Annotated in this window: 24 protein-coding genes and 2 tRNA genes; 8 read left to right on the top strand and 18 right to left on the bottom strand. The window is 65.2% G+C overall.

Translation table 11 applies throughout. The features are described from left to right. Positions 1-5: 5 nt before the first annotated feature. Both IEJ03_RS06455 and purU read right to left on the bottom strand, forming a co-directional pair. Positions 6-677 (bottom strand): energy-coupling factor ABC transporter permease, encoded by a 672-nt coding sequence (locus tag IEJ03_RS06455; RefSeq protein ID WP_192036837.1) that lies wholly within the window; start codon positions 675-677, stop codon positions 6-8. Between the two features lie 73 nt (positions 678-750). Then, positions 751-1,605: a formyltetrahydrofolate deformylase gene (gene purU / locus IEJ03_RS06450; RefSeq protein ID WP_192036836.1), complete on the bottom strand. Its 855-nt coding sequence runs from the start codon at positions 1,603-1,605 to the stop codon at positions 751-753. 277 nt (positions 1,606-1,882) lie between these two features. On the opposite strand from purU, the gene IEJ03_RS06445 reads away from it, so the two are divergent. After that, positions 1,883-3,475, top strand: coding sequence for a ribonuclease J (locus IEJ03_RS06445; protein WP_192036835.1), 1,593 nt, complete (start codon positions 1,883-1,885; stop codon positions 3,473-3,475). 189 nt (positions 3,476-3,664) lie between these two features. Here IEJ03_RS06445 and IEJ03_RS06440 read toward each other — a convergent pair whose 3' ends face one another. The 7 genes from IEJ03_RS06440 to mobA form a co-directional block, all read right to left on the bottom strand. Next, positions 3,665-3,955 carry an H-NS family nucleoid-associated regulatory protein gene (locus IEJ03_RS06440; RefSeq protein WP_192036834.1) on the bottom strand — a complete coding sequence of 97 codons (291 nt, stop codon included), beginning with the start codon at positions 3,953-3,955 and terminating at the stop codon, positions 3,665-3,667. Positions 3,956-4,121: 166 nt separating this feature from the next. After that, on the bottom strand, positions 4,122-5,111 hold the full coding sequence (moaA, locus tag IEJ03_RS06435) for a GTP 3',8-cyclase MoaA (RefSeq protein WP_192036833.1): 990 nt from the start codon (positions 5,109-5,111) through the stop codon (positions 4,122-4,124). Continuing rightward, the gene (moaE, locus tag IEJ03_RS06430; protein WP_192036832.1) at positions 5,099-5,560 is read right to left on the bottom strand and encodes a molybdopterin synthase catalytic subunit MoaE; all 462 of its coding nucleotides are present in this window, start codon (positions 5,558-5,560) and stop codon (positions 5,099-5,101) included. The genes moaA and moaE overlap by 13 nt, the downstream gene beginning before the upstream one ends. A 2-nt stretch (positions 5,561-5,562) precedes the next feature. Beyond that, complete coding sequence (moaC, locus tag IEJ03_RS06425; RefSeq protein WP_192036831.1) at positions 5,563-6,360, bottom strand: cyclic pyranopterin monophosphate synthase MoaC; 798 nt, start codon at positions 6,358-6,360, stop codon at positions 5,563-5,565. Between the two features lie 71 nt (positions 6,361-6,431). Continuing rightward, positions 6,432-7,736 carry a gephyrin-like molybdotransferase Glp gene (glp, locus tag IEJ03_RS06420; RefSeq protein ID WP_192036830.1) on the bottom strand — a complete coding sequence of 435 codons (1,305 nt, stop codon included), beginning with the start codon at positions 7,734-7,736 and terminating at the stop codon, positions 6,432-6,434. Continuing rightward, positions 7,733-8,335, bottom strand: coding sequence for a molybdopterin-guanine dinucleotide biosynthesis protein B (mobB, locus tag IEJ03_RS06415; RefSeq protein WP_242458068.1), 603 nt, complete (start codon positions 8,333-8,335; stop codon positions 7,733-7,735). The genes glp and mobB overlap by 4 nt, the downstream gene beginning before the upstream one ends. A 55-nt stretch (positions 8,336-8,390) precedes the next feature. After that, positions 8,391-8,993 carry a molybdenum cofactor guanylyltransferase MobA gene (gene mobA / locus IEJ03_RS06410; RefSeq protein ID WP_192036829.1) on the bottom strand — a complete coding sequence of 201 codons (603 nt, stop codon included), beginning with the start codon at positions 8,991-8,993 and terminating at the stop codon, positions 8,391-8,393. A gap of 209 nt (positions 8,994-9,202) precedes the next feature. On the opposite strand from mobA, the gene IEJ03_RS06405 reads away from it, so the two are divergent. Then, the gene (locus IEJ03_RS06405; protein ID WP_192036828.1) at positions 9,203-9,784 is read left to right on the top strand and encodes a cupin domain-containing protein; all 582 of its coding nucleotides are present in this window, start codon (positions 9,203-9,205) and stop codon (positions 9,782-9,784) included. A gap of 21 nt (positions 9,785-9,805) precedes the next feature. Here IEJ03_RS06405 and IEJ03_RS06400 read toward each other — a convergent pair whose 3' ends face one another. The 7 genes from IEJ03_RS06400 to IEJ03_RS06370 all read right to left on the bottom strand — a co-directional run bounded on the left by IEJ03_RS06400 (position 9,806) and on the right by IEJ03_RS06370 (position 15,994). Further along, positions 9,806-11,047, bottom strand: a complete 1,242-nt coding sequence (locus IEJ03_RS06400) for a uracil-xanthine permease family protein (RefSeq protein ID WP_192036827.1) — start codon at positions 11,045-11,047, stop codon at positions 9,806-9,808. A gap of 90 nt (positions 11,048-11,137) precedes the next feature. Then, positions 11,138-11,767: a uracil phosphoribosyltransferase gene (gene upp / locus IEJ03_RS06395; protein WP_192036826.1), complete on the bottom strand. Its 630-nt coding sequence runs from the start codon at positions 11,765-11,767 to the stop codon at positions 11,138-11,140. 102 nt (positions 11,768-11,869) lie between these two features. Beyond that, positions 11,870-12,553 (bottom strand): uracil-DNA glycosylase, encoded by a 684-nt coding sequence (ung, locus tag IEJ03_RS06390; RefSeq protein WP_192037214.1) that lies wholly within the window; start codon positions 12,551-12,553, stop codon positions 11,870-11,872. 85 nt (positions 12,554-12,638) lie between these two features. Next, positions 12,639-13,142 (bottom strand): xanthine phosphoribosyltransferase, encoded by a 504-nt coding sequence (gpt, locus tag IEJ03_RS06385; protein ID WP_192036825.1) that lies wholly within the window; start codon positions 13,140-13,142, stop codon positions 12,639-12,641. A gap of 36 nt (positions 13,143-13,178) precedes the next feature. Beyond that, the gene (locus IEJ03_RS06380; protein ID WP_192036824.1) at positions 13,179-13,724 is read right to left on the bottom strand and encodes an adenine phosphoribosyltransferase; all 546 of its coding nucleotides are present in this window, start codon (positions 13,722-13,724) and stop codon (positions 13,179-13,181) included. A gap of 19 nt (positions 13,725-13,743) precedes the next feature. Beyond that, positions 13,744-15,048: an NCS2 family permease gene (locus IEJ03_RS06375; protein WP_192036823.1), complete on the bottom strand. Its 1,305-nt coding sequence runs from the start codon at positions 15,046-15,048 to the stop codon at positions 13,744-13,746. A gap of 319 nt (positions 15,049-15,367) precedes the next feature. After that, positions 15,368-15,994 (bottom strand): riboflavin synthase subunit alpha, encoded by a 627-nt coding sequence (locus tag IEJ03_RS06370; protein ID WP_192036822.1) that lies wholly within the window; start codon positions 15,992-15,994, stop codon positions 15,368-15,370. Between the two features lie 434 nt (positions 15,995-16,428). Between IEJ03_RS06370 and IEJ03_RS06365 the strand changes: the two genes are divergently transcribed. The 4 genes from IEJ03_RS06365 (at position 16,429) to IEJ03_RS06350 (ending at position 19,621) form a co-directional block, all read left to right on the top strand. Continuing rightward, on the top strand, positions 16,429-17,472 hold the full coding sequence (locus IEJ03_RS06365) for a methionine ABC transporter ATP-binding protein (RefSeq protein ID WP_192036821.1): 1,044 nt from the start codon (positions 16,429-16,431) through the stop codon (positions 17,470-17,472). Beyond that, the gene (locus IEJ03_RS06360; protein ID WP_192036820.1) at positions 17,453-18,106 is read left to right on the top strand and encodes a methionine ABC transporter permease; all 654 of its coding nucleotides are present in this window, start codon (positions 17,453-17,455) and stop codon (positions 18,104-18,106) included. The genes IEJ03_RS06365 and IEJ03_RS06360 overlap by 20 nt, the downstream gene beginning before the upstream one ends. 105 nt (positions 18,107-18,211) lie before the next feature. Further along, a complete protein-coding gene (locus IEJ03_RS06355) occupies positions 18,212-19,033 on the top strand; it encodes a MetQ/NlpA family ABC transporter substrate-binding protein (protein ID WP_192036819.1) in 822 nt (273 codons plus the stop codon). Positions 19,034-19,132: 99 nt separating this feature from the next. Continuing rightward, a complete protein-coding gene (locus IEJ03_RS06350; RefSeq protein ID WP_192036818.1) occupies positions 19,133-19,621 on the top strand; it encodes a GAF domain-containing protein in 489 nt (162 codons plus the stop codon). 249 nt (positions 19,622-19,870) lie between these two features. Here the strand turns inward: IEJ03_RS06350 and IEJ03_RS06345 are convergent. Then, positions 19,871-19,947, bottom strand: a tRNA-Val gene (locus IEJ03_RS06345). 24 nt (positions 19,948-19,971) lie between these two features. Further along, positions 19,972-20,048 (bottom strand) — tRNA-Val (locus IEJ03_RS06340). A 557-nt stretch (positions 20,049-20,605) separates the two neighbouring features. Here IEJ03_RS06340 and IEJ03_RS06335 point away from each other — a divergent pair. Both IEJ03_RS06335 and glpD read left to right on the top strand, forming a co-directional pair. Next, on the top strand, positions 20,606-21,382 hold the full coding sequence (locus IEJ03_RS06335; RefSeq protein ID WP_192036817.1) for a DeoR/GlpR family transcriptional regulator: 777 nt from the start codon (positions 20,606-20,608) through the stop codon (positions 21,380-21,382). 306 nt (positions 21,383-21,688) lie between these two features. After that, positions 21,689-23,194, top strand: coding sequence for a glycerol-3-phosphate dehydrogenase (glpD, locus tag IEJ03_RS06330; protein ID WP_192036816.1), 1,506 nt, complete (start codon positions 21,689-21,691; stop codon positions 23,192-23,194). Positions 23,195-23,347: the final 153 nt, after the last annotated feature.

The raw sequence follows: 23,347 nt of genomic DNA, 5'->3' as shown, positions 1-23,347 counted from the left end.
CCTGGCTACTTGGTGTCGATATAGCGGTGGGTGTTGAAGGTCGCGACCCAGTGGGGGTGATAGACCAGCAGCAGGCTCAGCAGCATGCCGCTGATGAAGGCCTCGGCGGGCATCAGCAAGGGCAGGAAGAGCGCATACTCGCGCACCAGGAACCAGGACTGAGGATCATCGTTGCCGAGCCAGACGATACCGACCGTCGAAAGCCCCGCCGCGAGGGTGGCCAGCGCCACCCCGAAGAAGCCACAGGCGAACAGGAAGACCGGCAGGTTGTCAGGCAGGGAGCGGTCGACCAGCCGCCAGACCCGCCCCATGACCAACGCCGGAATCACGCCGCTGATCAGCACATTGACGCCGAGAAGCGGCCAGGCCACCTTGCCGATGGCGACCATCGCGAGGTTCACCGCCAGATTGACGGCCAGCGCCGGCGGGGCACGAAACAACAGGGTCAGCAGTGCGGTGAACACCAGATGCAGCGACAGCCAGTCGACCGCCTGCGCCCGCAGCTGCCAGAGCAGCATCACCGCCACGGCCGCGGCCAGCAGACGATGCTGCTGGCCGGGATCTCTGAGCAAGTCGCGCCAGGGATAGTGCCAGGCGCTGTAGACCAGCACCCAAAGGCTCAGCAGGCCACACAGCAGCAGCATCCAGGGGGCGAGCACGCTCTCGGCGAAGGTCATGCGACGGCGCCTCCCTCGCCAGAGTGAGCTTGAGCCGGCCTCATCTGGCTCAAGCTCACTCAGCGGGATTCGATCAGGCGAAGACCACGGTCTTGTTGCCGTGAATCAGCACGCGATCCTGCAGGTGCCAGCGCAGGCCCCGGGCCAGCACGGCCTTCTCCACGTCACGGCCGAAGCGGACCAGGTCGGTGGCGGTATGGCAGTGGCTGACACGCTGGATGTCCTGCTCGATGATCGGGCCGGCATCCAGCTCCTCGGTCACGTAGTGGCAGGTGGCGCCGATCAGCTTCACGCCCCGCTCGAAGGCCTGATGGTAGGGCCTGGCACCGGCGAAGGACGGCAGGAAGCTGTGGTGAATGTTGATCACCCGGCCGGCATAACGTTCACAAAGTGCCGGCGGCAGGATCTGCATGTAACGGGCCAGCACCACGGTGTCGGCACGGGCTTCCTCGACCAGGCGCTCCACCTCGGCGAAGGCCGGGGCCTTGTCGCTGGGATCCACCGGCACATGGTGGAACGGGATGCCATGCCACTCCACCAGTGAGCGCAGGTCGTCATGATTGGAGATCACGCAGGGAATCTCGCAGTCCAGCTCGCCCGCCGTGAAGCGATACAGCAGATCGACCAGGCAGTGGGAGTCCCGGGAGACCATCAGGGCGACCCGCTGCGGGCGGCGGGTATCGGTCAGCTTCCAGTCCATCTCGAAGTCATCGGCGATCGGCGTGAAGGCCTCGCGAAAGCCCTCCGCATCCAGCGGCAGCGAATCGGCGACGATCTCATAGCGCATGAAGAAGCGCCCCGTGGTCAGGTCGGAGTGCTGGTTGGCTTCGGTGATCGAGCCGCCCTGGCCGGCGATGAAATTCGAGACGCGCGCGACGATGCCGACGCGATCGGGGCAGGAAACCACCAAGCGATAGTAATGAGACATGGGTTGACCGTCAGTTGATAACCAGAAGTTGATAACCTGAGAGTAAAACAGGGATGGCGAGATGGCAGCTTGCCAGACAGGCAAGTGTAACGAATTCAACTGCCCCGAAACACTCTCGGGCCCGCGCCTCGCGTTGTCGCTGACCTCGCCAGATGCGTATGATGAAACGACTCTTTGCTATATCGTGCTTGTCATGTTCCGACCTCGTGTCCAGATTCGCCCTCGCCGCCGCCCCCCTCTGCACTTCCTGCCCCTTGGCGGCTGTGGGGAGATCGGCATGAACCTCAACCTCTACGGCTATGACGGACACTGGATTGCCGTGGATTGCGGCATGATGATCCGTCAGGACCTGCCGGACAGCCCGCTGCAGGTGCCCAACCTGGCGACCCTGTCGACCCTCGATATCGCGCCCAAGGCCTTGATCATCACCCATGGCCACGAGGATCACATCGGCGCCGCGGCCTGGCTCTGGCCCCAATGGGGCTGCCCGATCCACGCCACGCCGCTGGCGGCGGGCCTGTTGCGGGCCAAGTTCGCCGAACGCGGCCTGGCGACCGATGCCATCCATGTCATCGACCCCGGCGAGGCCATGGAGACCGGCCCCTTCGGGCTGCGCTTCCTGCCGCTGACGCACTCGATTCCGGAAAGCTGCTCGCTGCTGATCAGCACCCCCGAACAGCGGGTGCTGCATACCGGCGACTGGAAACTGGACCCGGCGCCGATGATCGGCAAGCCGGTCGACGAGGCCCTCTACCGGGCGCTTGCCCCGGTCGACCTGGTGGTCGGCGACTCTACCAATGCCCCCCTGCCCGGCCACTCGCGCAGCGAGCGCGAGGTCGCCGAGGCGCTGGAGCGTACCATCGCCGCCTGCAGCGGCCGAGTGATCGTGTCCTGCTTCGCAAGCAACCTGGACCGAGTGCTGGCCATCGGCCTCGCCGCCCAGCGCTGTGGCCGTCGCGTCAGCCTGATGGGGCGCTCGATGGAGCGGATGGTGGGCGTCGCCCGAGGGCTTGGCTATCTCGACGACTTCCCCCCCCTGGTGCCGGCCCGAGACTTGGGCTATCTGCCGCCGGAGGAAGTGCTGGTGATCGCCACGGGCAGTCAGGGCGAACCGCGGGCGGCTCTGTCGCGCCTGGCACGCGGGCGCCATGGGGATTTCGAGCTTACCGCCGGCGACAGCGTGATCTTCTCGGCCAAGGCGATTCCGGGCAACGAGCGACTGATCGAGCGCCTGCAGCATGGCCTGCGCCAGCTCGGCGTCACCCTCTTCGACGAGCGCGAGCACCCCGAGCTGCACGCCTCGGGGCATCCCGCTCAGGAGGAGCTGCATACCCTCTATGAGTGGGTAAAACCGCGCCACCTGGTGCCGGTGCATGGCGAGCATCGCCATCAGCAGGCCCACCGCGAGCTGGCCGAAGGCCGCGGCATCGCCGCCCCCCTGGTGCCGGTCAACGGCGACATGATTCGGCTGGATCAGGACGGCCTGACGCTGGAATCACGGCATCCTCAGCCGCCTTGCGTCATCAGCCAGGAGGCGGTGACCCCGGTGCCCGACCTCGAGGACCCCAAGGCCGGTCGTCGCGATCGCCATGGCAACCTCTTCCTCGCCCTGCCGGTCACGCCGCAAGACGAGGGCTGGACGCGCATCGGGCGCCTGCTGATCGACGCCACCACCTCGACGCCACTGGATGAAGACGCCTTCGCCGATTGGCTGGATGATCGGCTGGGCGAACTGAGCGCCGACAACCTGGCCGAACTCAGGCGCCAGCTCCACCCGAGCCTGATGCACTACCTGGGCGAACACCTGCGCCATCTACCGGCCGTGCATCTTCAGCTTCTCGCTGCAGAGACGCCCGACTCGGAGGCATGAGGCGACGCTTTTCGATCACGAACGATTCATCACGAACGTTTAGTGATCATGAGGCCGCCTGCTTCTGAGCTTAAGCCTGTACCCCGAATCTGAAACTTGAACCCGAAACGTGAGCCTGAAGGCCGCCGGGCCACTCCTTCCCCAGGACGCCCCGAGCCCGGGGCTTAACAAGCGGCGCCGAGAGAACGATCAGGACTGCTTGGCATCCTTCGGCGGGCGGCCACGACGACGCTTGGGCTGCTCCGGCACCAGATCATCGACGGACAGTCCGGCGTCATTGATGGCCTCACGAATCTCCGCGAGCTTCTGCTCCTTCATCCGCTCTTCCTGCTGACGTTCGCGCTCTTCTTCCTGCTTCTGCTCGATGACCTCGCCGATGACTTCGGCAAGCTTATGGAGCTGTTCCATGCTCAGCTGACGCGCTGCTGCGCGGGCGACATTCTTGTTACGGGCAATACGCTCGAGGGTTTCCGATGACATCGGCTTCTCCACTTGTTGAGTGCTAAAAAACCGCCAACTACTGGAGTGAAAAGTATATGCACAAGCCATTACTTGGCAAGAAATAGACACACATTAACTCACAAAAAAACCGGCCCACGGGGCCGGTTTCTCGAGATAACCTCACCGATAAGTCGCCGGAAAGCGTTCAGCCACCGGTCATGTTCATGAAGCGAACGACCTGAACATCGCCATCGGTCGTGAAATGATGACGCTCGGGTTTAAGCGGCATGGCCTCGATAATCCTGGCCTTCAGCGCCTCCATGTCACCGGGATAGCGTCTTAGCACCTCACGCAGATCGACGGAATGCTCATTGCCCAGACACAGCAGCAGGCGCCCTTCTACCGTGACCCTGACACGATTGCAGGAGGAACAGAAGTTATGGCTATGCGGGGAGATAAAACCAATGCGGGTCTCGCTGTCTGCCATGCGGAAATAGCGCGATGGCCCGGCGGTGGACTCGTCCGAGGCGGTGAGAGGATAGCGCGCCTCGATCAGCGCCTTCACCTCATCACTCGAGCAGAAGGTTTCCGCCCGGGAATGATCGGAGACGTCCCCCAGCGGCATTTCCTCGATAAAGCTGATATCGAGGCCCTCGTCGCGGGCGAACTCGACCAGATCGAGCACCTCGTCGTCGTTGCGCCCCTTGAGGATGACGGCATTGAGTTTGATACGGGAAAAACCGGCCGCCCTTGCCGCGCGAAGGCCGGCCACCACCTTATCGAGGTCGCCGGTTCGGGTGAGCTGGCGAAACCGCTCGGGGTTCAGTGAATCGAGGCTGATATTGAGTCGTTCGAGACCGCCCTCCCGCAGCACCTGGGCATGCTTGACGAGACTGGCACCATTGGTGGTCATGGCAAAGTCCTTCAGCCCCGGCAGCGCCCCGATGTTGCCGACCAGCTGCTCGATGCCACGCCTCACCAAGGGTTCGCCGCCGGTCAGGCGAATCTTCTCGACGCCCAGTTCGACGAAGGCACGGGCGACCATTTCCAGCTCTTCGAGGGTCAGTACCTGCGCCCGCGGCAGGAAGGTCATTTCCTCGCTCATGCAATAGACGCAGCGAAAATCACAGCGATCCGTGACAGATATTCGCACGTAGCTGACCCGGCGACCGAAGTCATCGATCAATTCTTGCATGCTTCCTCCCAGCGCGCGGCATCCTGATGGTCGCTCTCGCGCTCGGCGACCCAATAGTTGCCGCTGGACGTATGTTCCTTCTTCCAGAAGGGGGCGCGGGTCTTGAGATAATCCATGATGAAATCGCAGGCCTCGAAGGCCGCCCGACGATGGGCACTGGCGACCACCACCAGCACGATGGGATCGCCCGGCGCCAGCTGTCCTACCCGGTGAATCAGGCGCACCCCCTGCAGGGGCCAGCGGCCATGGGCATCCTCGACGATCGCTTCCAGGGCCTTCTCGGTCATGCCGGGATAATGCTCGAGGGACAGGGCGCTGACATCGGGCCGTTCATTGAAATCGCGCACCAGACCGGTGAAGCTGACCACGGCACCGATATCGCTGCGCCCCTTGAGCAACTCCCGCTGCTCGGCACCGGCATCGAAGGCGTCCTGCTGCACACGAATCATCGTCACCCTCCTGTGACCGGCGGAAAGAAGGCCACCTCGTCGCCGTCGGTCAGCGGGGTCTGTTCGCCGCCCATCACCTGATTGACCGCACAGAGCACCCGCCCTTCATTGAGACCGGCGAAGCGCGCGTCCTGCGCCACCAACGCCGCCTTGAGCCCGGCGATGTCGGCGCTCTTAAGGGCATCGAAGGGCAGATCGACATCACTGACGCCGAGGCGTTCGCGCAGCTCGGCGAGGCACTTGATATGGATGCAGGGCGCCGAGGAATCCAGCGCCAGGCCCGGATCGGCGTGGCGTGAGGCGCCGGTCACGATGGGCGAGGACATCGCCTGGCGCCGGTAGTCACCGGACTTGCCGCCGGTCTTGCTTTCCAGGCGGATCTCGCCGATTTCCATGTCCTTGTCGACGGCCTTGCACATGTCGTAGAGGGTCAGGCAGGCCACCGAGACGGCCGTCAACGCTTCCATCTCCACGCCGGTGCGGCCATTGAGGCGACAGGTGGCGCTGACCTCAACGCTAGAGCTGGACTCGTCCAGGCGAAAGTCGATGGCCACTTTGGACAGCGGCAAGGCATGGCAGAGCGGAATCAGCTCATGGGTACGCTTGGCGGCCTGAATGCCGGCGATGCGGGCCGTGGCGAGCACATCGCCCTTGGGCAGGTCGCCATCGGCCAGCAGCGCGAGGGTCTCGGGATGCATGCGAATCCGGCCACTGGCAACGGCCTCCCGCCGGCTCTCGTCCTTGTCGGCCACATCCACCATGTGGGCCTCGCCGCGGGCATTAAGATGGGTCAGGCTCATACTGGGTTACCCGCTCCTTACGATAAATCGGACAAGACACACTACTAAAGCTGACAGAACACACTACCGTACTATCCGCATCGATGCATGAGGGGCTGCAGCGTCACCGTCTCGCCGGTCGCGATACCGGCGCTGGGCGCGGCGATCTCGATCAGGCAGTTGGCGGCCACCATCGACGACAGGATGCCCGACCCCTGGCGCCCGGTGCTGCGCACCCACAGCTGGCCCTCTTCATCAGCGTGATAGACACCACGCAGAAAGTCCACGCGCCCGGCGCGACTCTTGAGCGGCTCCTCGGCGCGCGCGGTGATTCGCGTCGGCTGCCAGCCCTCCTCGCCCTGCAGGCGGCGAATCAGCGGCTGGACGAACTGCAGAAACGTCACCATGACCGCCACCGGATTGCCGGGCAGGCCGAAGAAGGGCACCCGCTCGTGGCCCAGACGCCCGAAGGCCAGGGGGCGGCCGGGGCGCATGGCGATGCGCCAGAAGCCCAGCTCACCGGTCTCGGCAAGGGCCGGCTTGATCCAGTCGGCCTGCCCCACCGAGACGCCGCCACTGGTGATGACCATGTCTGCACTCACGGCCGCCTCGCGCAGCGCCGCGACCATGGCCTCAGACGAATCGGCGAGAATCCCCAGATCGGTGACCTCGACCCCGAGCGCCCCGAGCAACCCATGCAGCGAGAAGCGATTGGCATCGAAGATGCCGTCCGCGGGCAGCGGCCGGCCCGGCGCCGTGACCTCGTCGCCGGTGGAGAAGATCGCCACCCGCAGCCGGCGCGACACCGACACGCGATCGACACCGAGCGAGGCCAGCAGGCCGAGGTGCTCGGCGGCCAGCCGGGTGCCGGACGTCAGGGCCACCGCACCACGGGGCACGTCCTCCCCGGCCTTTCGCACATGCTGGCCTAACTTCACCGTCTCGGGGCGCGTCACCCTTACCCTTTCTCGCGCGTCTTGCGCGCCCGGGGCATCGGGCGCCCCTTCCTCGAGCTGCTCGCTCATGATCACGGTGTCGGTGCCTAGCGGCAGCGGCGCGCCGGTGGTGATGCGCACCGCCGTGCGCGCGGGCACCTCGCCGCGATAGCCGTGGCCGGCCAGGGCGTCGCCGACCAGTGGCCAGGCCTCGGGTAAGGCGTCTTTTCCACTCGCGGGCCAGGCCAGGGCGATGCCGTCCATGGCGGCATTGGTGTTCTGGGGCACATCGATCGGCGAGGCGATGTCCTCGGCCAGCACCCGCCCGAGGGCGGCCGCCAGAGGCAGCCGCTCGGGCATGGCCGGCGCCGGGGCTTGGGTCGGAGCAAAGCCGAGAATCGCCGCCAGGGCCTCGTCCACCGACAGCATGCGCTCCCCGAGATCAAAGCAGGACAGGCTCACGTCGACACCTCCGGCCCCGCCGGCATCGGCCGCGCCCCTCTCTCCCGCTGCTGGAGCCAGCGCTCGGGCCAGGTCGCCACCCAGTCGGTGAGCGCCTCCAGATCATCCAGCGACAGCGCCTCGACCCCTTGCGGCAGTTCCAGTGCTGCACTGCTGGCCACGGCGATGATCCAGGGGTCCTCGAAGGCGCGCAGGGGCTTGCCGAGGTCAGGCCGATGCAGTTCGAGCTTGGGCAGCGGCCAGGCCTTGAAGCCCTCGACCAGCACCAGGTCCGGCTCGAGGGGCCTCACCTGCTCGATCAGGGCAGCCAGGTCCGGCTCGTCCTGCTCCGGGGTATTCATCATCAGCACGGTGCGCGAGCGGGAGGCGATCAGCATGGGGGCGGCGCCGGCTTCTCGCAGGCGATAGCTATCCTTGCCCGGCTGATCGACATCGAACCGATGGTGCGCATGCTTGATGACCGCCGCCCGGATGCCCCGCTCGGCCAGCCGGGGCAGCAAGGCCTCCAGCAGGGTGGTCTTGCCCGTGCCGCTCCAGGCCGCGAGGCAGAGCAGCGGCAGGGACTCATCGGTAAGCGACAGTCGGTGCTGGTCCGACACAATGCGGTCTTGCGGTCCGTCTTGCGGCCTCTTGTCCTGCGGCACGTTTAGCTCCTCAGGCGTTGCCGGCCGGCCATTGCTGCGCCAGCCGGGCCTTGTCGTCGTCGGTATTGAGGTTGGCGAAGGCCGCGGGGCAGTCGCTGAAGTCGACCCGCCTACAGGCATGGCGCGCATACCAGCGGTCGATCTTGCGCTCGCCTTCCTGGAGGGCGACGGCCAGATCCGGCGCGAGTTCTCGGCGGATCAGGGCCACCACGGGATGCTCTCGCTCGCCGTCATGGGCGACGGCAATATCGGCCCCGCCGATGCCGGCCATCAACCGCTCGACCAGATCATCGGGCAGCGCCGGGCTGTCGCAGGGCACCACCAGCACCCAGGGCGTCGTTGAAGCCTCCAGGCCGCTCCAGATCCCCATCAGGGGCCCCTGATAACCGCCTTCTCGATCACATATCACCCGATCGCCCAGCGCCCGATACTCCTCCAGGTGGCGATTGGCATTGATCAACACCTCGGCCACCCGGCCCTCGAGACAGCGCCTGGCATGCTCGACCAGGCGGGCCGCGCCGAAGGGCTCGAGCCCCTTGTCACGCCCGCCCATGCGCCGGCCCTGCCCACCGGCCAGGATCAGGCCCGTTACCTCGTCATGCGTCATCGTCACCTCGCGTACTCCCTTTGCGCACTTTCCCTTGCCACACTTTCCCTTGCCACAAACGGGTATCCTTGATCACAGCCTACCGCATTCCTCCCCGCGACAAACCCCGAGAACGCGTTGAAGCACCAGGGGCTCACCCCTAATACCGCCAGGCACTTAAGTTCCCGGGTCCGAGTCGGTATCATGCTGTCAAAGATGTTCAACAAGGGCAGTCAATGAGTGGATTCGATGTCGGTAACCGGCTCAGGCAGTTGCGCCTTTCGCGCGAGCTGTCTCAACGAGAACTGGCCAAACGGGCCGGAGTCACCAACAGCACGATTTCATTGATCGAGCAGAACAGCGTCAGCCCCTCGGTCAGCTCATTGAAGAAGATCCTCGATGCCATGCCGGTCTCGATCAGCGAGTTCTTCGCCGGCGAAAATGAGTCGCAGGAACAGGTCTTCTATCGCTCGGACGAGCTCACCGAGATCGGGGATGGCACCCTGTCATGGAAACTGGTGGGCGCCAGGCGCCCCAACCGCAGCATGTCGATCATCCATGAACACTATCCTCCCGGCGCGGATACCGGGCAGGAAATGCTGGAGCACGAGGGGGAAGAAGGCGGGGTGGTGATAGCCGGCACCATCGAGCTTCAGGTCGCCGACGAAACGCGACTGCTCCAGGCAGGCGATGCCTACTATTTCGATTCACGCCTGCCCCACCGCTTTCGCAATGCCGGCGACGGCGAGTGCGTGATCGTCAGTGCCAATACCCCGCCGTCCTTCTCCGACGGCGGGGACGATCAGCACCACTCCTGAGCCTGGCCTAGATCGCTTGGCTCATTCGCCTTCCTTGGCCGGCGGCAAGACGGCATTGAGCACGATGCCCACCAGCGCCGCCAGGCTGACCCCCTGAAGGGTGAACTGGCCGCCGCCGACCTGCATGCCGCCGATGCCGAAGACCAGGATCAGCGACACCACCACCAGGTTGCGCGGCGCGGTCAGGGAATGACCGGCACGCACCAGGGTGTTCATGCCCACCACGGCGATCGAGCCGAACAGCAGCGTCATGATGCCACCCATCACCGGCCCCGGAATGGTCTGCAGCAGCGAACCGAGCTTGCCGACGAAGGCCAGCACGATGGCGGTCACGGCGGCGATCATCATGATGCGCGGATCGAAGGCCCGAGTCAGGGTCACGGCGCCAGTGACCTCGGAATAGGTGGTATTGGGCGGGCCGCCGAACAGCGAGGCCACGCTGGTGGCCAGGCCATCGCCCAGCAGGGTGCGGTGCAGGCCGGGCTTCTCGAGGTAGTTCTTCTTGGTCACCGAGCCGATGGCCACCATGTCGCCGATATGCTCGACCGCCGGGGCAATGGCCACTGGAATCATGAACAGGATGGCGGCCCAGTGAAAGGTCGGCGCCGTGAAGGAAGGCAGCGCCAGCCAGGCGGCACTCTCCACCGGCGTGAAGTCCACCACGCCCATCAGCAGCGCCAGGGTGTAGCCGGTGACGATGCCGCCCATGATCGGCACCAGGCGGACCAGGCCACGCCCGAAGACCGCCAGCACCAGGGTGACCAAGAGGCTCGACATCGACAGCACCAGTGCCTGGCCGTAGCCGATGGCGTCACTGGTTTCGCCGGTGGCCATGTCAACCGCCACCGGGGCCAGGGCTAGACCGATGACCATGATCACCGGCCCGACCACCACGGCGGGCAGCAGGCGGTGCAGCCAGGCGGTGCCCTTGAGCCGCACGATCTGGGAGATCACCACATAGACCAGGCCGGCCGCCATGAGGCCACCCATGGTCGCGGGAATCCCGAAACTCTGGATCGAGCCCTGGATGGGCGCGATGAAGGCAAAGGACGAGGCCAGGAACACCGGCACGCTCTGGCGGGTGACGCCGTGAAAGACCAGGGTGCCCACCCCGGCGGTAAACAACGCCACGTTCGGGTCGAGCCCGGTCAGCAGCGGCACCAGCACCAGGGCGCCGAAGGCCACGAACAGCATCTGCACCCCGGTCAGCAGGGTGCGGGGCAGGGATTGTGTCGGCTGGGCGCCGGCCACCGTATCGGTCATGTCAGGATCTCCGCAGTGAAAGGAAGGGAATGACAGTAAAACGCCCCTGCGTGATCACGTCAGGGGCGTCGAGGCCAATCAGCTCAGGACTCAGCGAGTCCCGAAGATCTTGTCGCCGGCATCACCGAGGCCGGGGACGATGTAGCCATTCTCGTCGAGACGCTCGTCCACCGCCGCGGTATAGATCTCGATATCCGGGTAGGATTCCTGGACCCGCTTGATGCCCTCAGGGGCCGCGACCAGCACGATGACCTTCACCTGCTGACAGCCCCGCTCGCGCAGCATGTCCAGGGTCGCGACCATGGTGCCGCCGGTGGCCAGCATCGGGTCGATGACGATCGCCTGGCGCTCTTCCAGGTCGTTGGCGAACTTGGCGAAATAGGGCACCGCCTCGAGAGTCTCCTCGTCGCGGTAAAGGCCCACCACGCTGATACGGGCGCTGGGGATCAGGTCGGTGACACCGTCGAGCATGCCGAGGCCCGCCCGCAGGATCGGCACGATGGTGACCTTCTTGCCCTTGATCTGCTCGATCTGGATCGGTTCGTCGCTCCAGCCTTCGATGGTGGTGGACTCGAGCTCCAGGTCCTGGGTGGCTTCGTAGGTCAGCAGCTTGGCCACTTCCCCGGCCAATTCACGAAAACTCTTGGTGCTGATGTCATTGGCGCGCATCAGGCCGAGCTTGTGCTTGACCAGGGGATGATTGATGGCGTGAACGCTCATGGCGGCGGACCTCTTCGGGCGCAGGGATGGGACGATTGACGACTTTGCGCATGGAGACCATGCGCAAATTGCGCGCCATTCTACCCGTATCGCTCGGCGAGGTTAAGGCTGGTGAGGCAGCTGCCAGTCGATGGCGTCGCGCCCGTGCTCGCTGAGGAAGGCATTGGCGCGCGAGAAATGGTGGTTGCCGAAGAACCCCCGGTGCGCCGAGAGCGGCGACGGATGCGGCGACTCCAGTACCAGGTGGCGCCGGGTATCGATCAGCGACTTCTTCTGACGGGCATGGCTGCCCCACAGCAGGAAGACGGTCGGCGGGCAGTGGGCACTGACGGTGGTGATCGCCTTGTCGGTAAAGGTTTCCCAACCACGGCCGCGGTGCGAGGCCGCCTGCCCCGCCTCCACGGTCAGCACCGCATTGAGCAGCAACACGCCCTGGCGCGCCCAGTGCTCGAGGTTGCCGTGCTCGACCGGCGTGAAGCCCACGTCGGTGGCCAGATCCTTGTAGATGTTGCGCAGCGAGGGCGGCAGCTTGACGCCGGGCTGCACGGAAAAGCACAACCCGTGCGCCTGGCCCGGCCCGTGGTAGGGGTCCTGGCCGAGGATCACCACCTTGACGCGATCAAGCGGCGTCAGCTGGAAGGCGCGAAACCAGTCCGCGGAGTGCGGATAGATGATGCGCCGCTCTTCCTTGTCCTTGGCCAGGGCGTCACGCAGCGTCTGCATGTAGGGGGCCGAGAACTCGGCGCCCAGATGCTGCGCCCAACTATCCGGCAGGGGGCTGTCCATCGCGCACTCCTCCTCCTCGACACCCTTCATCTCGACGACCTCCATCGCAACGCCTTCCTTCGGGCGGCTGTCCGGCATCGCCGGCTCAGCCCTCGCCCTGGCCGGAGGCGGCGCCGCGCACCCGATCCGCCAGAGGTTCCACGTAGGCCACGCCCATGTCCCAGGGGAACTGGATCCAGCAGTCCTGGCCGACCTCGGTGAGGAACTGATCGACCAGCGGACGCCCTTCCGGCTTGGCGTAGACGGTGGCGAAGTGCGCCTTGGGCAGCATCTCGCGCACCTTGCGGGCCGTCTTGCCGGTATCCACCAGGTCATCCACCAGGAGCCAGCCGTCGCCGTCGTGATCGACGCCCTTCATGACATCCAGGCCGCCCTGCTCCATGTGGTCGTAGCTCTTGATGCACACGGTATCGATCAGCCGCAGGTTGAGCTCGCGGGCGATCAGGGCTGCCGGGATCAGGCCGCCACGGGTGATGGCGATGATGCCCTGGAAGTCGCGCTCGACCAGCTGATGGCAGAGCTCGCGCACATCGCGATGCAGCTGGTCCCAGGAAACGATGAAGTGTTGCTGATAACGGTTGGCGCTCATGGATGCATTACCAAAGACGGAACGGGGGGACGAGAATCACTCGTCCTCGGTGAAGGAGCAGACGGCGAAGACATTGAACCCGGCCTCGCGGATCTTGTCGGAACCGCCCAGCTCCGGCAGGTCGATGATGGTCGCGGTCTCGACCACATGACCGCCGGAACGGGTGATCAGCTTGGCCGCGGCGCACATGGTGCCGCCGGTGGCGATCAGGTCGTCGACGATCAGGATCCGATCCCCGTGCTTGAAGGCATCGGCGTGCAGCTCGACCTCGGACTGACCGTACTCGAGGGTGTAGGTCTCGCTGATGGTGCGGAACGGCAGCTTGCCCTTCTTGCGGACCGGCACGAAGCTGCAGCCGAGCTCGTAGGCCAGCGGTGCGCCGATGATGAAGCCGCGGGCGTCGATGGCCGCCACCGCATCCAGCTCCATCTCCTGATAGCGGTGCACGAAGCTGTCGATCAGCTTGCGAAAGGCGGCGCTGTTCTGCAGCAGCGGCGTGATGTCACGGAAGTTGACCCCCGGCTGTGGCCAGTCGGGGACGGTGCGGATCACGGATTTGATGTAGTCGCCGTAGATGCTCATCGATGGTCGATTCCAGTGGTCAGTCGAGGAAGAGGAATTTGAGGGCGAAGACGATCGCCAGCACGATCACCGCGGGATTCAGGTCGCTAAAGCGGCCCGACAGCGCCTTGATCGCAGCGTAGCTGATGAAGCCCAGCGCGATGCCCTCGGCGATCGAGAAGGTCAGCGGCATGGCCAGCGCCGCGATCAGCACCGGGGCGGCCTCGGTGGCGTCGTCCCAGTTGGCGTGCGCCAGGCTGCCGGCCATCAGCGAGGCCACATAGAGCAGCGCACCGGCGGTCGCGTAGGCGGGAATCGAGCCTGCCAGCGGCGCGAAGAACAGGCTGATCAGGAACAGCGCGGCCACGACGACGGCGGTCAGACCGGTGCGGCCGCCCGCGGCGATGCCGGAGGCGCTCTCGATGTAGCTGGTGGTGGTGGAGGTACCCAGCGCCGCGCCCGCCATCGAGGCGGTGGAGTCGGCCATCATGGCGCGTCCCAGGCGCGGCAGCTTGCCGTCCTTGTCGAGCAGGCCGCCGCGATGGGCGACGCCGACCAGGGTGCCGGAGGTATCGAACAGATCGACGAACAGGAAGGCGAAGATCACGCTGAACATCGCCACGTCGAAGGCGCCGGCGACATCCATGGCCATGAAGGTCGGGGCGACCGAAGGCGGCATGGACATCAGGCCGCCATACTCGTTGTGGCCGAGCAGAATCGCCAGCACGGTGACGCCGAGGATGCCGATCATCACCGCGCCGGTGACCCGCAGGTGCGAGAGCGCGGTGATGGCAAAGAAGCCGCCGAGGGCATAGAGCGCAGAGGGCTGGCTCAGGTCACCCAGCGAGACCAGGGTGGCCGGGTTGTCGACCACGATGCCGGCATTCTTCAGCGCGATCATGGCCAGGAAGAGCCCGATGCCCGCCGCGATGCCGAGCCGCAGGGCCATCGGGATCGAATTGATGATCCATTCGCGGATGCGGAAGATGCTGAGCAGGAAGAAGCTCACGCCGGACAGGAAGACGGCACCCAGGGCGGTCTCCCAGGAGTAGCCCATGCCCAGCACCACGCCATAGGTGAAGAAGGCATTGAGGCCCATACCCGGGGCCAGGGCGATCGGGTAATTGGCCCACAACCCCATGACCAGACAGCCGATGGCGGCGGCCAGGCAGGTGGCCACGAACACCGCTCCGTAGTCGACCCCGGCCTCCGACAGGATGCTCGGGTTGACGAAGATGATGTAGGCCATGGTCAGGAAGGTCGTGATCCCGGCGATGACCTCGGTACGAACACTGGTCCCGTGTTCGCTGAGCTTGAAGTGGTTGTCGAGCAGTCGTTTCAACATCGGCATTACCCTACCCTGGCGCGTGGACCCTGACGGTCCGGGTGCGAGAAAAGCCGCACATCTTACCCCATCGGCCAAGGCCGATGCGATACATAAGGCGGCATCCGGATACGCGGCGGCCGGCAAGCGCCCCTGGGCTCACCGGCCGCTGCTGTTCATCATCACAGGCGTCATTACCTGCCTCATCACATGGGTCATGCCCCGTGATGACGCCCTCTATATATAAGCAAGTGCCGGGCCAGCGTCATGCCGGACCACCAACGAAAACTTGACGGAATGGTCAACTCAGCCGGATGTCACACACGTATCGCGTGTGACATCAGCCGCGACTGGCCATCACCCGCTCGACGGTCTCGACAATCGCCTGGGTCTGCGGGTCGATCTCGATGTTGACGTGATCGCCAGGGCTACGATCGCCAAGGGTGGTGCGCGCCAGGGTCTCGGGAATCAGGTTCACGCAGAAGCGCGGCGCGCCGGCCGTGTCGGCCGGACGCACCTCACCGATGGTCAGGCTGATGCCGTCGACACCGATATAGCCCTTGTCGAACAGGAAGCGCCCCTGGTCGGCCGGCACCCGGAACCACAGCCGGCGATTGTTGGGCGCCTCTTCCATCTCGACCAGCTCGGCCATGCACACCACGTGGCCCGACATGGCATGACCGCCGATCTCGTCGCCGAAACGCGCCGCCCGCTCGATGTTGATGCGCTCTCCGACCTCGACTGCCCCAAGATTGGTCAGGCGCAGCGTCTCGCGCATCAGGTCCACCCAGATGTGACTGCCCTCGATGGCCGTCACCGTCAGACAGACCCCGTTGTGCGAGACCGAGGCCCCGGTCGCGAGCCCCTCGCAAAGCTCGGGCGGTAGGGCCATCTCGAAGGTGCGAAACCCCTCTTTGTCGACCACCGACACCAGGATGGCGGTGCCTTGTACAATACCGGTAAACATGGCAATCCTCTGCGTGCGACATCATCCGGGCGACACGGCGCCCGCCAGGCGCTCAAGTCTACCAGCCCTGGCCTCCGCGTCGCAGGCTCTTGGCCAGGCGCCCTCGATGGCCTTTCATCCTACGCCGGATGATGCCCTCGATAGCGATAACCACTGGCTATCGACGCCATACGCCGAAACTTGTACCGGTATCGTTGACACCCCCCGGCCGGCGCCCTAAGATTCACCCCACTTTTTTCAGGCGCCGATTTGTACCCGGCTTGCGGGCGCCCTCGTCCGGCTCGATGCGTCGAGCCTGGCGGGAAGTGCAGCTAAAAGGGTGTGTCCAGCGTTGATGGCCACCCGTCAGGGTGGCCTTTTTTTTGCCCTCTGAACTGCCCTTCCCTGCCGCGAGGCTCCGCCGCCCCCAGATCGGCCAGCGACTCGACGGACCCATGATCAGACTCGAAAACGTCTCCAAGACATACGGCAGCGGTGCTCATGCCATTCAGGCCTTGAAGCACGTCGACCTGCATGTCCCCAAGGGCAGCATCCACGGCGTCATCGGCCTGTCCGGTGCTGGCAAGTCGACGCTGATTCGCTGCGTCAACCTGCTCGAGCGCCCGACCACCGGCAGCGTCCAGGTAGGTGGCGAGGAGCTCACGCAACTGGACGGCCCGAGCCTCAACCAGGCCCGCCATCAGATCGGCATGATCTTCCAGCACTTCAACCTGCTGGCCTCGCGCAGCGTCTACGACAACATCGCCCTGCCGCTTGAACTGATGGGCATGAGCAAGGACGCCATTCAGGAGCGAGTGCGGCCGCTGCTCGACCTGACCGGGCTCACCGACAAGGCCGACAAGTACCCGGCCGAGCTGTCCGGCGGTCAGAAGCAGCGGGTGGCCATCGCCCGGGCGCTGGCCAGCCGCCCCAAGGTGCTGCTGTGTGACGAGGCCACCTCGGCGCTGGACCCCCAGACCACCGGTTCGATCCTCGAGCTGCTCAAGGACATCAACCGCAAGCTGGGGCTGACCATCCTGCTGATCACCCACGAGATGGAGGTGGTCAAGACCATCTGTCACCGGGTCGGCCTGATCTCCGACGGCGAACTGGTGGAAGAGGCCGACGTCGGCGACTTCTTCACCGCGCCCCAGACTCAGCTGGGCCGCGACTTTCTCAACGACTTCCTGGAGCTCGACCCGCCCCAGGCGCTGGTCGAGCGACTCGAGGACACGCCGGGCGCCAACAGCCACCCGGTAGTGCGCCTGGCCTTCAGCGGCGATGCCGTGGCCACCCCCTTGGTATCGCGACTGGCCCGGGAATGCGGCGTGGATGTCAGCATCCTGCAGGCCAAGGTCGAGTCGATCCAGGGCCGTACCCTGGGGCTGATGATCGCCGAGCTGATCGGCGATGCCGACGACACCCGCGCGGCCCTGGACTATCTGGAAACCCACGATCTGAAGGTGGAGGTGCTCGGCCATGTCCAGCGCGATGCTTGAACTGATTCTCGAGGCGACCCTCGACACCCTCTATATGGTCGGCGTGGCCGGTCTGATCTCGGCCGCGGCGGGCATTCCGCTGGGTGTGATGCTCTACGTCACCCGGCCAGGGCAGATTCTGGCCCACCCGCTGACCCAGAAGGTGCTGGCCGTGATCACCAACGTGGGGCGCTCGATTCCCTTCATCATCCTGATGGTGGCCATCATCCCTTTCACGCGACTGATCGCCGGCAGTTCGATCGGCACCAATGCCGCCATCGTGCCGCTGACCATCGCCGCCATTCCCTTCGTCGCCCGCCTGGTGGAAGGCGCCCTCAACGAGGTGCCGCCGGGACTGATCGAGGCCGCCCAGTCGATGGGCGCCACCCCCTACCAGATCATCACCAAGGTGCTGCTGCCCGAGGCCAGGGGCGGCATCATCAACGGCATGACCATCACCGTGGTGACCCTGGTCAGTTACTCGGCCATGGCCGGCGCCGTGGGCGGTGGCGGGCTCGGCGACCTGGGCATCCGCTACGGCTACAACCGTTTCGACCCGGTGGTCATGCTGATCACCGTGGCCATCCTGGTGATCATGGTCCAGGGCTTCCAGAGCCTCGGCGATCACCTGGTCCGCAAGGCCGACCACAAGTAAGCCAGGGCCTGCCGAGACGGCAGGCCCCGGCTCGAGACTTCTATTCCTCGCCCACCGGCGAGACATCATCCGCGGCTGTATCAGCCCAAAAGGGAGAGCATCACGATGACCAACACCCTGGCAACCCTGCTTCGCCCCACCCGTCTGCTCGGGGCCGCCACCCTCGTCGGCGCTGGCCTGCTGGCCGGCTGCGGCAGTGACGACGACCAGACCCTCAAGATCGGTACCGTCGCCGGCCCCGAGACCGAGGTCATGCAGGTAGCGCTGGGCATTGCCCAGGACGAGTACGGCCTGGACGCCGAGATCGTCGAGTTCACCGACTACGTCTCGCCCAACGCCGCCCTGGCCGATGGCAGCCTGGATGCCAACGCCTACCAGCACGAGCCGTACATGCAGAGCATGGTCAAGGACCGCGGCTACGACTTCGCCATCGCCGGCCGCACCTTCGTCTACCCGATCGGCGCTTACTCCGAGCAGCACACGAGCATCGACGACCTGCCGGAAGGGGCCGTGATCGCCCTGCCCAACGATCCGTCCAACGAAGGCCGTTCGCTGATCCTGATGCACAACCAGGGCCTGATCGAGCTCGAGGACCCGCAGGACCTGGAAGCCACGCCGATCGACATCATCGATAACCCGAACGACTTCGACTTCCGCGAGATCGAGGCCGCGCAGCTGCCGCGCGTGCTGCCGGACGTCGACCTGGCCTTCATCAACAACACCTTCGCCCAGCCGGCCGGCCTGAGCCTGGACGACGCCCTGATCAAGGAAGGCCCCGAGTCTCCCTACGTCAACCTGATCGTGGTGCGCGGGGGTGACGAGGACCGCGAAGCGATCCAGCAGCTGGTCAAGGCCTATCAGAGCGACGCCGTGGCCGCCAAGGCCGAGGAGCTGTTCAAGGGCGCGGCCGTTCCCGGCTGGAAGTAACCACCACGCCGCACCCTTACGCTACCCGCAAACGCCAGCGCCTCGTGCGCTGGCGTTTTGCCATCGGCACACCACCTCTCCATGACTCAAGGACCGCTCATGACCGACGCCCGCAACGAGCTGCCGACTACCGATTATGACCTGCTGGCCCGCCAGCTCGAGGCCCTGCTCGACACGCCGGACGCCCTGACCAACAGCGCCCAGACCTGCGCCTTCATCATGCAGAGCGTGCCCGGCCTCAACTGGGCCGGCTTCTACCTGCACCGCCAGCCCGAAACGCTGGTGCTTGGCCCCTTCCAGGGCAAGCCCGCCTGCAACCCCATCCCCTTCAGCAAGGGCGTGTGTGGCGCCGCCGCCCGCAGCCGGGAGACCCAGCGGGTCGCCGACGTGCATGCCGTCGCCGATCATATTGCCTGCGATGCGGATTCCCGCTCGGAACTGGTCATCCCCATCCTCAGCGGTGATCGCCTGTGGGGCGTGCTGGATCTTGACAGCCCCCTGCCCGGGCGTTTCGACGACCAGGATCAGGCCGGTATCGAGGCGCTGATGGCGATCTTCGCCGCGCACACCGATCTTTCGACGCTCTGAGACCGACCCTCACGGCTCGGCCCCTCGCTCGAGCCGTGAGGGCATGCCGCCCGAGAATGCCTCCCTGAGAACACCAGCGACAAGCGCCGCGCCGTGGAGAGGTAGAGAGAGCCCGGCAAGGACCATGCAAGAAAGGGCAAGCAGAGCGGGAGACTGCTGCGAGGGAGGCTTTCTTCAGGCAGCGCGCCTGGCGCGTTACCGCCAGAACAAAAAAACCCCGCAGCCTGGGGCTGTGGGGTTTTCGGAATCTGGTAGGACCGAGCGGATTTGAACCGCTGACCTCCACGATGTCAACGTGGCGCTCTAACCAACTGAGCTACGGTCCTGCTGTTGGCCGTGGCAAGGGTGCTTGGTAGGACCGAGCGGATTTGAACCGCTGACCTCCACGATGTCAACGTGGCGCTCTAACCAACTGAGCTACGGTCCTGCATCACTTGCTGTGTGGCGAGCTGTGCTTGCCTTGGCAACGGAGACGTATTCTACGCATTGGCCCGCAGAATGCAAGTCCCTTTCCAAAAAAAACTGACGGCAACTCAACCGCTTGGCGTAAGCGGTGTTCAGGGCACGACCACCCGGTCGTCGCCTGCCTGGATGTCGCTCTTCACCCGGCGCACCGCCTCGTGTCGGCCCTGGCAGCGCTGCTCTCGCGGAGCGGGCCTGCCCTTGGTGAACGCTCGACAGCGGCTTGAGCGGAAAAGCGGCGAACACGAAGCGGCCTGCCTCATGCTCGTCCGGACGCCCGGGACGGAATAGCCGGGCCAGGATACTCACGGCTTTCGCTTTCGAATCAGAAAGGGGTAAAGTAGTTTTCGTTTCATCATCGCCACCCGGCCGGTCGGTACGCCCCGACCCTCACCCGACACGTCTTCGGGACTAACACCCAGGTCGTGCTGAAACACCCAAGCTGACGGGGTTTCTTGCTAAGATGAGACGCATTGCGACCAGCCAATTCATCCGATTATCCTAAGCCAGGTCGGGCCCGCCATGACTCAGCAGCAACGCCACGATGCCATCATCGCCCTGGTCAAGCACCAGGGGTACGCCTCCATCGAGCAACTGACTCGCGATTTCGGGGTCACCCCGCAGACCATCCGTCGCGATCTCAACGCCCTGGCCGGCGAGGGGCTGATTCGTCGCGTGCATGGCGGCGCGGGCCTTGAATCGAGCACCGTCAACACCGCCTACCACACCCGCAAGACCCTGAACGTCGAGGCCAAGCGGCGCATCGCCGAGCACCTGGCCGCGCAGATTCCCAACCATGCTTCCCTGTTCATCAACATCGGCACCAGCAACGAGCTGGTCGCCGAGGCCCTGCAGCAACATGCCGGCCTGGAGGTCATCACCAACAACCTCAATGTGGCGGCGACCCTTCAGCACAAGGACGACTTCAATGTCATCGTCGCCGGCGGCCAGGTCCGCTCCCGCGACGGCGGCATCATCGGCGAAGCCACCATCGACTTCATCAACCAGTTCAAGGTCGACGTCGGTATCATCGGCATCAGCGGCATCGACGAGGACGGCTCGCTGCTCGAGTTCGACTATCAGGAAGTGCGGGTCGCTCAGGCCATCATCCAGAACTCCCGCCAGGTCTTCCTGATCGCCGATCACTCGAAGTTTCACCGCAATGCGGTCGTGCGTCAGGGCCGCATCACCCAGATCGACGCCCTGTTCACGGATCGCGAGCCCCCCGAGGCGATCCGGCGCCTGCTGGATAGCCACGACGTGGCCTTGCATATCGCCCCCATGGCACCCGAGGCCTGAGCCTCCGGGCACGTTCGCAACCGCCCTCCTCTCCCGGCCTCCCCATTTCTCCCATCCCGGCCTCGAAGTCCGGGCATCAGGCACGTCCGACCCGGCGTGTCGACGTGCCGTGCCCGCTTGCACTCCCAGGTGATCCGACTCTCCCCGCTCCCTAGGCCCGCCCCATTCGCCGATACGTCGAGCAACACTGTCGACGTTTTCGGTTTGCGGCCTTGATGTTCGATTTCCTATACTCTATTTTCTGTATCGAACACATCATGGGTCCCACAGCGCCTCTCGCTGAGACCCCCTTTCGCGGAGCGAGTCATGCGTGAACCCGAGCAACAGGAGCTTCTCGACCTCTTCGTCGTCGGCGGTGGCATCAACGGCGTAGGTATCGCCAATGACGCCGCGGGTCGGGGCCTCAGGGTCGGGCTCTGCGAACAGGCAGACCTGGCCAACGCCACGTCCTCAGCCAGCAGCAAGCTGATTCATGGCGGGCTGCGCTACTTGGAACACCGGGAGTTTCGCCTGGTGCGCGAGGCCCTTAACGAGCGCGAGGTACTGCTCAGAAAGGCACCGCATATCGTCTGGCCGCTGCGCTTCATCCTGCCCCACCAGCCACACCTGCGCCCGGCCTGGATGATCCGTGCCGGCCTCTTCCTCTACGATCACCTGAGTCAACGCGCCAGCCTGCCCGGCTCCAAGGGCCTGCGCTTCGATGCCGAAAGCCCCCTGAAACCCGCCATTACCCGCGGCTTCGAGTATTCCGACTGCTGGGTAGATGACGCGCGCCTGGTGGTACTCAACGCCCTTCAGGCACAGGAACAGGGGGCCGAGATCCTGACCCGCACCCGCTGTATCGAGGCCCGCGAGGAAGACGGTGAGTGGCGCATCACCCTCGAGGAGCGTGACTCAGGGCGGCAGATCACCCGTCGCGCCAAGGCGCTGGTCAATGCCGCCGGCCCCTGGGTGGAATCCTTCATCAGCGGCAAGACGACGCGCCGGTCGCGCTATGGCATCCGCATGATCCAGGGCAGCCACCTGGTGGTGCCTCGCCTCAACAACGATGAGCGCGCCTATATCCTGCAGAACCACGATGGCCGCATCGTCTTCGTGCTGCCCTATCAGCAGGACTTCAGCCTGATCGGCACCACCGACCGGCGCTTCGAGGGCGACCCGGCCAAGGTCAATGCCAGCATTGAAGAGACTGACTACATCCTCGAGGTGGTCAACGCCCATTTCCGTCGCACCCTCACGCGGGACGATATCGTCACCACCTTCTCCGGCGTTCGCCCCCTGTGCGACGACGAGTCCGCCGACCCGTCCGCCATGACTCGCGACTACACCCTGGACCTGGATGACGCGGGCGCGCCGCTGCTGTCGATTTTCGGCGGCAAGATCACCACCTATCGCCGGCTGGCCGAGGCCGCCATGGACAAGCTGGCGCCGCTGCTGCCGAGTATGGGGCCAAGCTGGACGGCCGACCGACCGCTACCGGGGGGCGATATCGACAGCCAGGAAGCCTTCATGGCGCGCCTGGTGCGTGACTATCCCTTCCTGGGCGAATCCCGCGCCCGCCGCCTGGCCTCGAGCTATGGCAGCCTGTGCCTGGACTTCCTGGGTCAAGCCCGACGCGAGGAGGATCTTGGCGAGGCATTCGGCGCTGGGCTCACGGCCGCCGAGGTCGACTACCTGCTGGAGCGCGAATGGGCCCATGACGCCGAGGACATTCTCTGGCGGCGCAGCAAGCTGGGGCTGCGTCTCTCGGTGGATGAGGTAAAAAAGCTGACTCACTATATCGATGCCCGCAGGGAACCCAGGGCGGCCTGACCGACCGGTCAGTTCACACCCTGCGCCCTCTCCCACCGATAGATGCCGTCAACCGCAGGCCCTGACAAGAAACGCCGCGCTCTCTTGAGCGCGGCGTTTTTGCTGCCGACGTGCCCTTGGCCATGACAGGCCGAGGCTTCGCCTTTTCGAGAT

Source organism: Halomonas sp. YLGW01, from assembly GCF_014840935.1.
GTDB lineage: Bacteria > Pseudomonadota > Gammaproteobacteria > Pseudomonadales > Halomonadaceae > Onishia.
This window is presented reverse-complemented; position numbering and strand designations above follow the sequence as displayed.

Excerpts from the sequence above, each read along its gene's own strand:
- gpt (WP_192036825.1), bottom strand. The coding sequence starts at position 13,142 with ATGAGCGCCAACCGTTATCAGCAACACTTCATCGTTTCCTGGGACCAG.
- moaE (WP_192036832.1), bottom strand. The coding sequence starts at position 5,560 with ATGATTCGTGTGCAGCAGGACGCCTTCGATGCCGGTGCCGAGCAGCGG.
- IEJ03_RS06360 (WP_192036820.1), top strand. The coding sequence starts at position 17,453 with ATGTCCAGCGCGATGCTTGAACTGATTCTCGAGGCGACCCTCGACACC.
- IEJ03_RS06380 (WP_192036824.1), bottom strand. The coding sequence starts at position 13,724 with ATGAGCATCTACGGCGACTACATCAAATCCGTGATCCGCACCGTCCCC.
- IEJ03_RS06455 (WP_192036837.1), bottom strand. The coding sequence starts at position 677 with ATGACCTTCGCCGAGAGCGTGCTCGCCCCCTGGATGCTGCTGCTGTGT.
- IEJ03_RS06335 (WP_192036817.1), top strand. The coding sequence starts at position 20,606 with ATGACTCAGCAGCAACGCCACGATGCCATCATCGCCCTGGTCAAGCAC.
- purU (WP_192036836.1), bottom strand. The coding sequence starts at position 1,605 with ATGTCTCATTACTATCGCTTGGTGGTTTCCTGCCCCGATCGCGTCGGC.
- IEJ03_RS06370 (WP_192036822.1), bottom strand. The coding sequence starts at position 15,994 with ATGTTTACCGGTATTGTACAAGGCACCGCCATCCTGGTGTCGGTGGTC.
- IEJ03_RS06405 (WP_192036828.1), top strand. The coding sequence starts at position 9,203 with ATGAGTGGATTCGATGTCGGTAACCGGCTCAGGCAGTTGCGCCTTTCG.
- IEJ03_RS06445 (WP_192036835.1), top strand. The coding sequence starts at position 1,883 with ATGAACCTCAACCTCTACGGCTATGACGGACACTGGATTGCCGTGGAT.
- ung (WP_192037214.1), bottom strand. The coding sequence starts at position 12,553 with ATGGACAGCCCCCTGCCGGATAGTTGGGCGCAGCATCTGGGCGCCGAG.
- IEJ03_RS06400 (WP_192036827.1), bottom strand. The coding sequence starts at position 11,047 with ATGACCGATACGGTGGCCGGCGCCCAGCCGACACAATCCCTGCCCCGC.
- IEJ03_RS06440 (WP_192036834.1), bottom strand. The coding sequence starts at position 3,955 with ATGTCATCGGAAACCCTCGAGCGTATTGCCCGTAACAAGAATGTCGCC.
- IEJ03_RS06365 (WP_192036821.1), top strand. The coding sequence starts at position 16,429 with ATGATCAGACTCGAAAACGTCTCCAAGACATACGGCAGCGGTGCTCAT.
- IEJ03_RS06355 (WP_192036819.1), top strand. The coding sequence starts at position 18,212 with ATGACCAACACCCTGGCAACCCTGCTTCGCCCCACCCGTCTGCTCGGG.
- upp (WP_192036826.1), bottom strand. The coding sequence starts at position 11,767 with ATGAGCGTTCACGCCATCAATCATCCCCTGGTCAAGCACAAGCTCGGC.
- glpD (WP_192036816.1), top strand. The coding sequence starts at position 21,689 with ATGCGTGAACCCGAGCAACAGGAGCTTCTCGACCTCTTCGTCGTCGGC.
- IEJ03_RS06350 (WP_192036818.1), top strand. The coding sequence starts at position 19,133 with ATGACCGACGCCCGCAACGAGCTGCCGACTACCGATTATGACCTGCTG.
- moaC (WP_192036831.1), bottom strand. The coding sequence starts at position 6,360 with ATGAGCCTGACCCATCTTAATGCCCGCGGCGAGGCCCACATGGTGGAT.
- moaA (WP_192036833.1), bottom strand. The coding sequence starts at position 5,111 with ATGCAAGAATTGATCGATGACTTCGGTCGCCGGGTCAGCTACGTGCGA.
- IEJ03_RS06375 (WP_192036823.1), bottom strand. The coding sequence starts at position 15,048 with ATGTTGAAACGACTGCTCGACAACCACTTCAAGCTCAGCGAACACGGG.